At 51.1% G+C, this 13,576-nt stretch carries 11 protein-coding genes; 6 read left to right on the top strand and 5 right to left on the bottom strand.

The genetic code is table 11. The features are described 5' to 3' along the window. Nucleotides 1-80 precede the first annotated feature (80 nt). Both P9H32_RS03145 and P9H32_RS03140 read left to right on the top strand, forming a co-directional pair. Nucleotides 81-2,066: a sensor histidine kinase gene (locus tag P9H32_RS03145; RefSeq protein ID WP_322607411.1), complete on the top strand. Its 1,986-nt coding sequence runs from the start codon at nt 81-83 to the stop codon at nt 2,064-2,066. 8 nt (nt 2,067-2,074) lie between these two features. Then, nucleotides 2,075-2,710, top strand: coding sequence for a response regulator transcription factor (locus P9H32_RS03140; protein WP_322607410.1), 636 nt, complete (start codon nt 2,075-2,077; stop codon nt 2,708-2,710). Here the strand turns inward: P9H32_RS03140 and P9H32_RS03135 are convergent. The 4 genes from P9H32_RS03135 to P9H32_RS03120 all read right to left on the bottom strand — a co-directional run bounded on the left by P9H32_RS03135 (nt 2,707) and on the right by P9H32_RS03120 (nt 9,411). Beyond that, nucleotides 2,707-3,651, bottom strand: a complete 945-nt coding sequence (locus P9H32_RS03135; protein ID WP_322607409.1) for an AraC family transcriptional regulator — start codon at nt 3,649-3,651, stop codon at nt 2,707-2,709. The genes P9H32_RS03140 and P9H32_RS03135 overlap by 4 nt on opposite strands. A 70-nt stretch (nt 3,652-3,721) precedes the next feature. Beyond that, complete coding sequence (locus tag P9H32_RS03130) at nt 3,722-5,644, bottom strand: FAD-dependent oxidoreductase (RefSeq protein ID WP_322607408.1); 1,923 nt, start codon at nt 5,642-5,644, stop codon at nt 3,722-3,724. Between the two features lie 19 nt (nt 5,645-5,663). Further along, the gene (locus tag P9H32_RS03125; RefSeq protein WP_431311690.1) at nt 5,664-7,673 is read right to left on the bottom strand and encodes a glycoside hydrolase family 127 protein; all 2,010 of its coding nucleotides are present in this window, start codon (nt 7,671-7,673) and stop codon (nt 5,664-5,666) included. A gap of 307 nt (nt 7,674-7,980) precedes the next feature. Next, nucleotides 7,981-9,411, bottom strand: a complete 1,431-nt coding sequence (locus P9H32_RS03120) for an FAD-dependent oxidoreductase (RefSeq protein ID WP_322607406.1) — start codon at nt 9,409-9,411, stop codon at nt 7,981-7,983. A 123-nt stretch (nt 9,412-9,534) separates the two neighbouring features. Here P9H32_RS03120 and hemW point away from each other — a divergent pair, with 123 nt between their 5' ends. Together hemW and rpmB are read left to right on the top strand one after the other, a co-directional pair. Further along, nucleotides 9,535-10,656, top strand: a complete 1,122-nt coding sequence (gene hemW / locus P9H32_RS03115) for a radical SAM family heme chaperone HemW (RefSeq protein ID WP_322607405.1) — start codon at nt 9,535-9,537, stop codon at nt 10,654-10,656. Nucleotides 10,657-10,787: 131 nt separating this feature from the next. Next, nucleotides 10,788-11,018, top strand: a complete 231-nt coding sequence (rpmB, locus tag P9H32_RS03110; RefSeq protein ID WP_130594722.1) for a 50S ribosomal protein L28 — start codon at nt 10,788-10,790, stop codon at nt 11,016-11,018. 254 nt (nt 11,019-11,272) lie between these two features. Here rpmB and rpsN read toward each other — a convergent pair whose 3' ends face one another. After that, on the bottom strand, nt 11,273-11,578 hold the full coding sequence (gene rpsN, locus P9H32_RS03105) for a 30S ribosomal protein S14 (RefSeq protein WP_322607404.1): 306 nt from the start codon (nt 11,576-11,578) through the stop codon (nt 11,273-11,275). A 225-nt stretch (nt 11,579-11,803) separates the two neighbouring features. Here rpsN and P9H32_RS03100 point away from each other — a divergent pair, with 225 nt between their 5' ends. Next, nucleotides 11,804-13,093 (top strand): citrate synthase, encoded by a 1,290-nt coding sequence (locus P9H32_RS03100; RefSeq protein ID WP_322607403.1) that lies wholly within the window; start codon nt 11,804-11,806, stop codon nt 13,091-13,093. A gap of 11 nt (nt 13,094-13,104) precedes the next feature. Continuing rightward, nucleotides 13,105-13,497, top strand: coding sequence for a TPR end-of-group domain-containing protein (locus P9H32_RS03095; protein ID WP_322607402.1), 393 nt, complete (start codon nt 13,105-13,107; stop codon nt 13,495-13,497). Nucleotides 13,498-13,576 lie beyond the last annotated feature (79 nt).

Genomic DNA, 13,576 nt, shown 5'->3' with positions numbered 1-13,576 from the left:
TACATTATGACGGTATGTTTTTGAAGATACAGACTCGGCTACGCATTCTCCGGATATTTTCCGGACATTGGAAGGTTTCGGTGGCGTGGTTCATCCTTTTTTGGGCCGGCCGGGCTTCTGCAGATGTCGCCATCCGAAACATTCCGGGAACACTCCGTCAGCTCCGTCAGGACACCGCGCAACTGCAACTCCGGCTCGATTCCCTGCCGAAGCTGAATGATGCTCTGCAGCTGGAGGCCTACGGGTATCATGGCGGTTATCTGCCGGCATTAAACAAACTGCCGAGCAAACCCCGCTGGACCCTCGATTTCTTTTTCAAAGATTATTTCCGGGCGGATCAGGTTATTCTTGTTCCTGCCGTCGACCACCGTTTTGGACGGGTGGGCAGTTACGGTTTTCCCAAACGGTTCCGTGTTCTTCTGATTGACGACGAGGGATCAGAAACGGTGATCAAAGAGTGGATGACGGAGGACTGTCCAGACCTCGGCAGGTATCCGCATGTGCTTGCTGTGCCGGAACCGAAGGGCAACCATATTCGGATTGAAGTGTTCCGCGGTGCGGTTGAGGGCGATCAGGAATTTATCGCGATTGATGAGCTGTTCGGTATCATGGCTGCCGCAGATCATGAATGCGACCGGATGACGGCCAGCTTGGAATATGAGGCCCCGCCTTATTGGGCGCGGCGCTATCTCTTTGACCACAAAAGCAGCCTGGGGCTGCCATTGGGAGTTGCAGCCGATACTGCAGATAGGAAAGAAGATTTTGCGACCTTTTTCAATGAGGAGCCGCCCGGGGGCTGTACCATCGAACTGGATCTGGGCCGAAACTGTCTGCTTGGCTGGGTGACCCTGTTTCCGGCACAAAACAGTGATGGTGTAAAAGTGCCCGGTTTTGGCTTTCCGGCCGATATTGAAATGGAAATTATCCGGGAATCTAATGGCCAAAGGTCAACCCCGCAGATAGTTCCCCGGAAATGGGGCATGAAACGGCCGGGCAATAATGTGGTGCGTCTCCCGGCTTCGCAGGCGCGTGGACGGTGGCTTCGGATCACGTTTAAAAACCTGCCGGAACACAATGGAAGACCGACACTGGCTCTTGGAGAAATCCGACTGTATCGGTTGAAAGAAATTTATCCCGTGCAATCGGTCTCGCTGGAGGGATTTCCGGAGAATGCATCGGCAATCGCCGAACGCCTCTATGACGGTCACGCTGCCGGAAAGCCGGTCCTGTTTCTGACGGACTGGCTGCAGCTGATTGAGCAACGCCGTATTCTTCAACAGAAATACAGCGGGAATCTCCTTCAGATTCAGACGCTGGAAAAACGCTGGAAATCGTTTTGGATGATCACGACCTACACCGTAATCTGCCTGCTGGCACTGGGGGCATCCGGATTGGCCCTGACCTCGGTTTTTCAGCGTAAAAAAGCAGTGAAGGAGCTGAAATGGCGGATAACACGCGATCTGCATGACGATGTCGGCAGCAGCCTGGGCAGTATTTCACTGACGGCCGGACGGCTGGAGGAAGATGTTAACGATGATCGCGTTAAAGAAGATCTCGCAGACCTCGCACTTCTGGCGCGCGAGGCCTCGGCTTCGTTGCGTGAAGTGGTGTGGGTGATTGACCAGAGCGAAATCCGACTGCCCGACCTTGTAAAAAAACTGGCGCAACGTGCCGAACGGGTTTTGACCGGAAAGGAATTAAAGATTTCCATTGCAGCGTCTATTCCGGATCAGGCGGTTCCGCTCAGTTTCAAGCGTCATCTCATCCTGTTTTTTAAAGAGGTCATTCACAACTGTGCGCGACATTCCTGTGCGACACAGGTGCGCATTGAAATTGCAGTCGATCACGATACGCTCATCGTTGAGGCAGAGGATAACGGAAAAGGATTTGAACCCGACAAAGTGGTGGATGGCTGGGGACTCGAAAGTCTGAAAAAAAGGGCCGAAGAACTGGGCGGAACGATGATGCTCCGGGCTGTTCCTGACCTTGGAACCAGTGTCCGGTTAACAATTCCGTTGAAGTCGATTTTCACGAACGTTGATCACCGGTATAAAACATCAAACTGAAAAAAATTATGATTCCAATTGATCTATGGATTGTTGAAGACGACGCCGGGTACCGCAGAAATCTGCGGACATCGCTTGAGCGGGAGAAGCATATTAAAGTCAGCCGTGTTTTTCCCTCGTGTATTGAATTTCTCGCGGCCGTTCAGGAGGGGGCCGCCCCGGATCTGGTGCTTATGGATCTGGGGCTCCCGGAAATGAGCGGTGTTGAGGGCATTAAAAAACTCAGAAAGATGGCGCCGGATATTACGGTGATTGTTCTGACGGTTATGGAAGACAAGAAAAAGGTACTGCAGTCGCTGGACGCCGGTGCAGCGGGGTATCTGCTGAAAAGTTCCAGTGTTCGGGAAATTATCAGCGGCCTGCAGCAGGTATTCGTCGGCGGAGCCGCCCTGAGCCCGGAAATTGCCAAAATTGTGCTGGAGGAAGTCCGCAAACCAAGTCCCGAGGAAGCCTTCAACCTCTCTACGCGGGAGGTTGAGGTGCTGGAGCAGCTGGCCGAAGGGCTGACCGTTAAAGAAATTGCCGGCAAACTGAACATCAGCCGCGCCACAGCCGCATTTCATCTGGGCAATATCTATCAGAAACTCAATGTACAGTCGCAAACCGGAGCCGTGGCCAAAGCTCTGCGGGCCGGCATCATCTAGGTTTCGCGATAACGCCGGACATGTGGATTCTGTTTGCGGTAATCCGCCGGAGACATCCCGACATGTTTCTTAAACTGCCGGCCGAAGTGGGTATAATCGTTGAATCCGACTTCGTAACAGATATCGAGAGCATTGTCCGTAGTGTCGCGCAGCAGCACACAGGCCCGTTCGATACGAAGCCCGTTCAGATAGTTTAAAAACGTCATTCCGGTTTCGTGTTTAAAGAGCCGGCAGAAATAGGTTTCCGACGCACCGCTCATTGCCGCCATATCCTCGAGCGCCAGCGGTTCAGCATAATGGTCATGAATATAATTCAGCGTTTTCCTCAGTCCTTCAAGATAGCGGGAAACCGGAACGGAAAGGTCTGCCTGTACAGTCTGATCTACGCCCTCATGACGTTCATATTCTTCCGTAAGAAAAGAGAGCAACGCCAGAAAATGATAGCGGGTGAGGGCGGTTCCGCGTTCCGATGTATCCTGGGTCTGTTCTTTTAATGCGGATAAAAGTTCGGCCACTTTTTTTCGTTTCTCCGCATCAAATTTAAGCTGCACCGCGGAAATGCCTTCATCCGCGAGCGAAATAAACGGTTTGAAAAAATAACGGTTCGGTGAACAGGATCCTTTCAGCGCTTCCAGAGACTGGATATCGGAATCAACAGCCTGGGGAAGAAAGCTGCAGCAAAAGGCCTTGCGGCCCTTTTTTCGAGATGCATCATCCAACAGGTGCAGCACATAGGGTTTCATGATCAGCATGTCGCCCGGCTTCATGACAATTTCCGTGCCTTTGAATTTGTTAACCAGCGCCCCTTTTTCGACATACAGCATTTCAAAATATTCATGCCGATGCAGTTCCTTCTGGATCAGGGTCCGGTCAATCACCTTTTCCACGGTAACCGGAAATGAAGATTCGCCAAACAGTTCTCTCGATTTTACCAATGACATGCGTTCATTTTCTCAGGAAAAAGCATTTGTTTCTATACCGAAGTAAAAGTAATTACGGACCGTTTGGCGGTCAGGCTTCATAGCATCGGACTTCAAACAGCTTCGCATTCGGCGCGCCGTAGGTCTCCTTCAGGTTGATCCGGATTCCGGAAGTACGAACCGGGTCGAAGTCGAATTTGATCAACCGCCGCCGGTTGTCATGGTTGGAGCCGACCTTGACCCATTTGCCGTTTACACGTGCTTCAACATCGAGCGATTTAAGCAGCTCAACCGGAACATCGTTCCAATAGTTAAAACTGACTTTGGAGTCTTTACGCATGCAGATATTGCGTTTCAGGTTCGTGTCGCACTTAATCTCCACTTTCGAAAGATTAATCGGCTCCTCCCATTCCATGATCACTTCGGCGGGCAGCCCATGTGATTCCCAACCATGCTCGACGCCTTCAAAATCGCGGGCAACGCCGTCGTTCAGAAGTGCGGCATCGCCACTGACCGTGGATGAGGCGGCAATAAGTGCAGCTTTTCGAGCAAGATCTTTTTCGTCCCTTGCCGGGCGATGCGGAAGAAACGAATCTTCACGCAACAGATTTTCCTGCAGCGCATTGATATGTTTCTGAGCAATATCACGGGGGTTGCAATGTTTATGGATACACATCGCCGCCGCAGTTCCGACCGCCATACCCATGGTGGAGCAGGTGGCCATCAGCCGGGTTGATGAAAGTGCAATATGCGTCTGGCTGATATTACGTCCGGCAAAGGAGAGGTTGGTAATATTTTTGGAATAGAGCGACCGATAGGGGATTTCATACACTTTATGGAAATGATAGTGAAAATAGCTCGGCGGATCTTCGAGGTTTTCAATACCGGCCCAGCAATGTTCATCCAGCGACCATCCGCCGTAACCGACGGTATCTTTAAAATGGGTATGACCGGTCAAATCGCCTTCCCGCAAAATGTAATCCCCGATAAAGCGGCGGGATTCGCGTTTGCCGGGCAGGGACTGTACCCAGGTGAGCGCGTGATTTTCAATGCCCGGAATATCGCTGTGGTTTTTGAGGTAGTCCCAGACACCATAGGCATAGCCCATCAGCTTATGGCGGATTTCCTCCTGCTCTCCGATAATATCAGCATCACTTCCGACCTCCATCCACCACAGACCATTATGGAACCCATTGAAATTGCGTTTCGGATTCTGATTCTCCACATCATACGGAATGGCCCAGGAGGGCGCCTCGAAAGGCATCGGTTTGCCCATATCTTCGGAATGCATCAGCAGCGTGGCCCCCATCTGCCAGCCATCAGGCTCATCCGGTGCAAATTTTTCACCGAATTCTTTTTTACCTTCGCGCCCGGTCCGATAAAGCGCTCCGGAAGTTGCGGCCAGCAGGCCATCGCCGGAGCAGTCGATAAACTGCTCGGCCTCAATTATGATTTCGGTTTCCGTGGTCAGCTGCCAGCATTTGGCGGCCTGAATCGTACTTCCATCCATAATCGCTTTGGTGGCCTGCGTATTGAGCAAAAGTTCCAGATTCGGTTCGCTGATCACAAAATCGTAAAGCAGGTGATCCCATACCGGCCAGGATTCCTGCTTATTGTGGAAGCGGTTATGCAGCAGGAGTTCTTCAATAATTCCGGTTTCGCGTTCAGCGTAGTTATCGGGTCGCAGATGATTAACGCCATTAACATGAACCCGCATTTCGCTCGACGAATTTCCGCCAAGCACCGGTCGGTCCTGAACCAGTACTGTTCGGGCCCCGTTGCGCGCCGCCGCAACGGCCGCGCAGATGCCGGCCAGTCCACCGCCGAGCACCGCGACATCGCACTGAATTCTTTTTTTCCGAATCGGCAGAGCGCATTCACCGTCAGCGACCTGATACCAGTTATCAGCGGCGCGTTCGCCCTGAAACCCCTGATCTTCGGAGGCTTTTCCAAGCATTGGAATACCTACCGCCGCAACCGCTCCGCTTTTAAAATAATCGCGTCTTTTCATCATCTGCTCCTGACATATCCCTTTATTTCCAGACGATCGGGAGCCAGACCGTCATTTCGGCAGTACCGCGGTTACTCCACGCATAATAAGGAACAAACTGGGAATCAACTTTATCCCATGCCGGCTGATCGAGCGAGCTGTACATCTGCTGAGTCTGTGACTTATGAATCAGCACTTTTCCTTTAAGTGTGGTCGCACCATCGATCAACTGTTTATCCGTTGCCGGTTTCAGCTTGATATCGGAAGGGAGATAAACATCCAGAATGGACGTGTTTTCGGGCAGGTCAGGCGTTTCCATGCAGTAGACCACGGGACCGCGTTTGATGGCGGCCTGATTGCGGGTTTCTTCAATCAGAGGGTGGCCGGTCATCAGCTTGACCTCAAGCGGAAGATCCAGCGCCACAGTATCACCGGATTTCCAGTGTCTGGAAACCACGGCATATGTTCCCGGAACCACTGCAATATCCATCTTCTTTCCATTGACCTTCAAAGAAGCTCCTTCTGCCCATTGGGGAATGCGAAGCATCAGATCAAATTCATCCGCTTTGCACTGTTCAACTGTAATTCGGACTGCGCCGTCCCAGGGATAGCCGCTTTCCTGTTTCAGTTTAAGCGCGGAGCCGTCGATCATTTCCGTATCCAGCCGATTGCCGCCGTATAGGTTCACGGCTACACCGTTAGGAGTCAGGCTGTAGGCCCAGTTGGACACTTTGGCAATGGTGCGTACCAAATTTGGCGGACAGCAGAAACAGGGGATATAGTCTGCGCGGTTTTCATAATCGGTAATCCCCATTTTTTTATCGCAGGTCCGACGCAGCGGATTGGTATAAAAATAGTGCGTACCCTCTTGGTCGATGCCGGAAAGCGCGGAATTATAGAGCACCAGCTCCATGATATCGGCATATTTTGATTCCCCGTGAATCCCGAGAAGACGGTAAGAGAACATGGCATTGCAGATATTGGCGCAGGTTTCGTTATAGGCCGTGGCGTTAGGCATCATATAGTCGCCGATGAAGCCCTCGTGGATCATATCCACTTTTGAAGAAACGCCATGGTGGGTCTGGCCGCAGGCCCCCGTGATGTACATCTTATGATTCACGACGCTGTCCCACATCCGGTCAAGTGCATCGATCAGTGCCTGTTCACCGGTTTCCGCATAGATGTCCGCCGCACCGGCATAGTAGTAGAGGGCCAGCACAGAATGGCCGGCCGCTTCTTTAGCTTTGCGCAACGGCGTCCGCTCCTGAACCATATCGCCGATAAATTTATATGTAGCTTCCGGGGCAGGTTCAGCCCCGCTTTTTCCACGACGGTTCACAAAGTCTTCAGCCAGCTGAAGATATTTTTTATTTCCGGTTTCGCGGTACATTTCAACCAGTCCCATGATCTGGGTCTGGTTGAAACCGAAGCGTTTCAGATGCTCGGGGCAGGGCATGAAGGTTTTCACCAGAAAATCGGCATGCTTTTTTGCGATTTTGAAAAAGTTATCCTGTCCGGTCACCCGCTTATGGATACAGGCCGCAGTCAGCAGATGGCCCGAATTATACATTTCGTGCAACTGACGGTTGGCCCAGCGTTCCTGTTTGCCGCGCTTGATGTCAGGAATCTGCGTTTGCGTCGAAAGATAACCGTCATCGCACTGAGCCTTGGCAATGACTCCGATAATTTCATCCAGTTCTTTCAGAATTTCCGGATCCTTATTGATGGAATAAACGTAGGTGGCGGCCTCCATCCACTTATAGAAATCACCATCGTGCCAGTTCATACCCTGGTGTTTACCCTCTTTCAGTCCGGCAGCAATCTTGAAATTATCATATGCAAAACCGACATCTCCCTTGAGAATTTCACCCATGTGCGGAACCATGACTTCTTCGCACAATTTAAACTTATCCGCCCAGAAGCCGTCGGTCCACTGGCAGTCGCCAATATCTGGATTATGGAATGCAATATACGGTGAATCGGCAGTGTTCAGCAGCCCCTGCTGTTGCGCAAGAACAGAGCCGCAAACAGCCAGAGTACTCATCATTATCATTTTTTTCATCATTATCTCCTGTAGCTTATCCTGTAGAATTGTGCCGACGGGTTACTGCCGACAACTCTCTGTTTAAAATCGCATAACAAAAGCATAATACAGGACCGAGAGTAACCGATGTTCTTACAGAAATGTGTGCGGATATTATACATATATGCAAAAAGCGCGGTCACTGCACAGGTGCTGTACTGCAGTTGCAGGTGCCGCAACCACATTTTTCTAATAAACGATGCGTATTTTGCACCAGACCGGAGATAGCCCGACTTTATCTAAAAAAACAGGGAGATCTGATGCCCTGCAACAGCCATCAAACGCCGTGTTCAATATACTGTTTGGTCACGGCCACCACGGTGTCGTAGCAACCGCCGCACAGCCCGGCCGCATAGGTTGTAGCCATAACGCCTGAAGCATCCTTCAGGTTATGCGCATCGATTGCCTTGCAGATGTCACCTTTGGTGACGTGGTTGCAGAAGCAGACCAGATCATCGTCCTCGAGCTCAATATCCAGCTCAATCGGCCGCCCGATCGGGGCCAGTAGCTCGCGGGGGTGGTCGGGCATTTCGAGCCCTTTTTCAATATATTTTCGCAGACGTTCAAATTCTGAAAATTCACCCACCAGAATGGCCCCGTAGAGCGTTTTCCAATCCTTGGATATCAGCAGCTTTTTATACACGCCGTTTTGAATGTCCTGATCGTAGAAATAATCGACATCTCCGTCTTCCGGGAGGTGGATGTTTCCGATACTGGCGACCTGCAGGTCGAGCAGTTTCAGTTTTGAAGCCGGCTTCTGAAGTGCAAAGGTTTTATTGATTCCGCCGAGATGGGCAGCACAGGTTTCAGCCATGGCATAGCAGGGGGCAACGAGCCCGAAAAGCGTATCCTTGAACGCCGCACATTCTCCAATGGCATAAATATCGGGATCAGAGGTCTGGGTGGTTTTACCGATGGCAATGCCGCCGCGAGCTCCACGCTCGAGTCCGGCCTCGGTACCAATCTCATCGTTGGGCGTAATCCCGGCCGTGACCACCACGAGGTCCGCATCGAATACATCGCCATTGTCGAGCACAACACGCTCAATATCCGATTCGCCTTTCAGGCTCTGGACGTGTGCACCGAGTTTGAGATGAATGCCTAATTCCTCGATTTTCATATCGAGCAGCTTTCCCGCCATTTCGTCGAGCTGTTCCGGCATCAGGAATTTTTCGCGTTCCAGAATCGTGGTTTCCAAGCCCATTTCACGACAGGCCTCAGCAATTTCCAGCCCCAGCAGGCCGCCACCGATGACTACCGCGTTTTTGGCGTTCCGAGCTTCCTCTCGGATGGCTTTTACATCTGCTGCGGTCCGGTAAACGTGTACACCGCCAAGCGCCGTATTTCCAATGGCCGGAATGATGGGCCGCGAGCCCGTGGCGATCACCAGCTTATCGTAGGAATATTCGGTGCCGTCTTCCGCTGTAACACTTTTCGCTTTGCGGTCGACCGAAACCGCCCGGCTTCCGAGATTCAGATCAATCTTGTAATAGTCATACCAACGCTGCTCTGCAAAATACAGCTCAGCCTGCCGTCGTCCGGAAAAGAGGGTGGAAAGTGAAACACGGTCATAGGCCGGCACGGGTTCATCACCCAGCACAGTCATGGCATATTGATGGTGAGCATCATATTCGAGCAGCTTTTCACAGAAGCGATAGCCCGCCATTCCGTTACCGATTACCACAACCTGCTTTTTATTATCCGCCATCTTAATCCTCAATTCCGTACCGAAAAAGTCCGGTATGCATACCCGAGAGAAACTGGAGTGTCGAATAGTTGTTCACTTTTTGTTGTTGGATGCGTTTAAAGGATAGCGCATCTTTCCGCACTTATGACTGGTCTCTATATTCATGTTCCTCTGTGCGAAAAGCGGTGCCGCTACTGCGATTTCTATAAACTGACTCCCGATGAAATCGACAGCATGGATCTGTACCTCCAATGCCTGGAAATCGAACTGCGTCGGCTGCCGTCTGATTTTGCGCCCGACACAGTATTCATCGGCGGCGGAACACCTACAGCGCTCACGCCGGACGAATACCGGAAAATGCTCGAATCCATCGAACGGCGTATCAACCTTTCGCAAGTTATTGAATTTACCAGCGAAGCTAATCCGGGAACGCTGACGCCGGAAAAACTGCAGGTGATGCGCGACGGCGGGGTCAACCGGATATCGATCGGCGTGCAGTCCTTCAACGATCGCGCCCTGCAACTGCTGGGACGCATTCATGATGCCGAAACTGCAATTACGGGCTATCATATGCTGCGCGAGGCGGGCTTCGACAATGTGAATGTCGATCTGATTCAAAGCATCCCCGGAATGAAACCCGACGATGTACTTTCCGATGCCGAAACAGCAGCCGGACTGCAGCCAGACCATATTTCGTATTACAACCTGATTTATGAACCCGGCACACCGCTGACAAAAGCCCGAGACCAGGGATTGGTGGTTCCGCCGGGCGACGACGAGGAAGCGGACAACTATTATCGGGTGAAAATGTTTCTCGAAGAGGCCGGCTATCTTCACTACGAAATTTCCAATTTTTCCAAAGACCAAAAAGCGTGCCGGCACAATGTGCTCTATTGGCAGGGCGGGGAATATTTCGGTTGCGGCCCCTCAAGCCATTCCCACTGGCGCGGAAAGCGCTTCGGCAATATTGCAGACCTCAAGGGCTACAACGAGCGGATGCTGAAAGATCGGAAACCGTTTGATGACGTGGAATATCTTTCCAAAGAGGAGAAAGCAAGGGAAACCCTCGTGATGTGGCTGCGTATGACCGATGGTTTTGACCTCGATGAATTTGAAAAAACGTCCGGCTTTTCTGCATACGACCTCTGCGGAGACGGCATAGAATCAATGATTGAGGAAAATCTGCTCCAGCGTTCGGGAAACCGGCTTCGCTTAACCCCCGACGCCCTGTTTATCAGCAATGCGGTTTTCGCTGAACTGCTCTAAGGCGGCAGTATATTGTGGTTTGTGGAGAAAAAGAGCGCATTTAGTCTTGCAAAGCAGGCGGGAATCCTTAGATTACTGCGCTCTTATTGATCAGGAACAATTTTTGAAACCGAGATATTGAGGTATTTGAGATGGGTAGAGAATGTGCAGTTACAGGAAAGAAGACCACAGTGGGTCGTCGCATTGTTCGAAAAGGTTTGTCGAAGAAAAAGGGCGGTATCGGTCTGCACGTGACCAGTGCCACCAAACGCAAATTCAAACCGAACCTGCAGCGCGTTAAAATCCGCACCGAAAACGGTACCGTTAAACGCGTATGGGTTTCCACAAAGGCGCTGCGCTCCGGAGCAGTGAAAAAAGCCTAAGCTTCCAATCATTGGAACGTCTTAAAGACCGTCCTGCACTCAGGGCGGTTTTTTTTTGCTCTGATGCAAAAAAGATAAAGAAGCCGAATAGGAATTCAGACGAAAAACGCCAGCACTGACGCAAAAGCATTTTCAATCCGCCCGATTTTATCCCCCTGAACTTTTTGCACCATGGATTCGCGGGAGTTGCTGAACAGAAAAAAGCGCCCTCCAATCGGAGAGCGCTTCGTCTTATCAACAAAATGGATAAAAGGTTACCAGCTGGCCTTGGTCATGCCCGGGATCTTTCCTTCGGAAGCCATTTCGCGAAGTGTGATACGGGACAGGCCGAACTTGCGGTAGACCGCGTGCGGACGTCCAGTGACGGAGCAGCGGTTCATGATGCGGTTCGGGTTAGTGTCAACCGGAAGCGAGCGAAGCTTGCGTACGGCTGCCATGCGATCTGCCGGTTCTGTCGACGGATCAGCGATGAGTTTCTTGAGTTCCTGACGCTTCGCGTAGTATTTGGAAGCCAACGCGATGCGCTTGTTGTTTTTAGCAACTTTGCTTTTCTTAGCCATATATATTCAGTTCCTTTTCGTTGAAAGACCCGTGGATAAAACATATTCGGAGAAGGTCGTGCAATATAAATAGTCGAAAAAATAAACTGTCCGATGCCGCCTCTAGGTCCGCCCGTATTAAGGAATATGAAAGCCCTCACGTTTTTTAGTCTTGAATGCATACCCGCAAACCGTATTTTTACGCCCAACCAAAATGAATGAAGAACGCCATTAAAGGAAAAAACAATGTCCAAAATTAATGATCTAGGCACAGCAACGCTGACATTTGATAATGAATCGATTGAGCTCCCGGTTTTTGAAGGTTCAGAAAAAGAGAAGGCTGTTGATATCCGCACCCTGCGGGCGAAGACCGGAATGATCACGTATGACCCCGGCTTTGTGAACACCGGATGTTGTCAGTCTGACGTAACTTACATTGATGGCGAAAAAGGAATTCTGCGTTATCGCGGATATGACATCAATGATCTTGCGGAAAAATGCGAATTTGTTGACGTGGCCTATCTGCTGGTCCACGGAAAGCTGCCGTCAAGAGAGCAGCACGACGAGTTCTCAACCAACATGAACTATCATTCGCTTCTACATGAAGATATGCGTCATTTTTTTGATGCCTATCCGGATCATGCGCATCCGATGGCCACGCTGTCGGCCATGGCGGTGTCGCTCTCTACATTCTACCCGGAACTCGAAGACGCAACCCTTCAGGAAAACATCGATTACAAGGTAACGCGTCTGCTTTCAAAAATGCGTACGGCGGCGGCCTTTGCTTATAAAAAATCAATCGGCCATCCGATTGTGTATCCGCGCCCGGACCTCAAATACTGTGAAAACTTCATCAATATGATGTTCCGCACTCCGGTGAACAGCTACGAAGTTGATCCGGTGGTGGCCAAGGCTCTGAATAAACTGCTGATTCTGCATGCCGACCACGAACAGAACTGCTCGGCGTCTGTTGTAAAGATGGTAGGTTCTGCCGGCGCCAATCTTTACGCATCAATTTCCGCGGGAATTTGCGCGCTCTGGGGGCCGCTGCACGGCGGAGCAAACCAGCATGTTATCGAAATGCTTGAGCGCATCATTACCGAGGATAAAGGGGACGTGAAACGTGTGGTGGCCCGCGCAAAAGACAAAAATGATCCGTTCCGCCTGATGGGGGTCGGTCATCGTGTTTACAAATCCTATGATCCGCGCGCCAAAGTGGCCAAAACCATGTGTAAAGATGTGCTGGAAGCCCTTGGAGTGAGCGATCCGCTGGTGGATCTTGCTCAGGAACTCGAAGACGCCGTGTTGGCCGACGATTATTTTGTGGAACGCAACCTCTACCCGAATATTGATTTCTATACCGGACTGACCTATCGCGCCATGGGTATCCCGACGGATATGTTTACCGTTATGTTCGCGATCGGCCGCATCCCGGGCTGGATTGCCCAGTGGTTGGAAATGCGTGAAGATCCGCACGGACGCATTGGACGCCCGCGCCAGATCTACACCGGCCATACACAGCGTCCGGTTGAATAGCAGGATTTTAAATGAGCAAAAACAGAAATACCGGTCGCCATCAGGCGGTCGAGCTGAGTTTTCTCGAAAAGGTTGCAAAACGCCTGCCGGAGGATGTTGAAATCCTCCAGGCTTTGGCGGATTTGTACACCAAAACCGGAAAATTTCAGGACGGGCTGGCCATTGATGAAAAGCTGAGTCACCAGCTGCCGAACGATGATCTGGTTTGGTACAATCTGGGGTGTTCTTATTCGCTGACCAGTCAGGCCGATCAGGCTTTTGAGGCATTGACGCGGGCGGTTGAGTTGGGCTATTCGGATTATGATTGGATGAAAACCGATCCGGATCTGAACAACCTTCACGCCGATCCGCGCTTTGAATCGCTGCTCAGCTGGCTCTACACCGCCTGCAATGAAGAGGAGTAAAAAACTCGAATAAACACGAGTCGGATCGTGGCAAAACCCGGGTGTATTAGTGTTGATTAGTGGTTTTAAATTTCCACAT

The sequence above is a fragment of the Pontiella agarivorans genome (assembly GCF_034531395.1).
Taxonomy (GTDB): Bacteria; Verrucomicrobiota; Kiritimatiellia; order Kiritimatiellales; family Pontiellaceae; genus Pontiella; species Pontiella agarivorans.
Note: the sequence above shows the minus strand (reverse complement) of the source record. Positions and strands in the feature narration are given on the sequence as shown.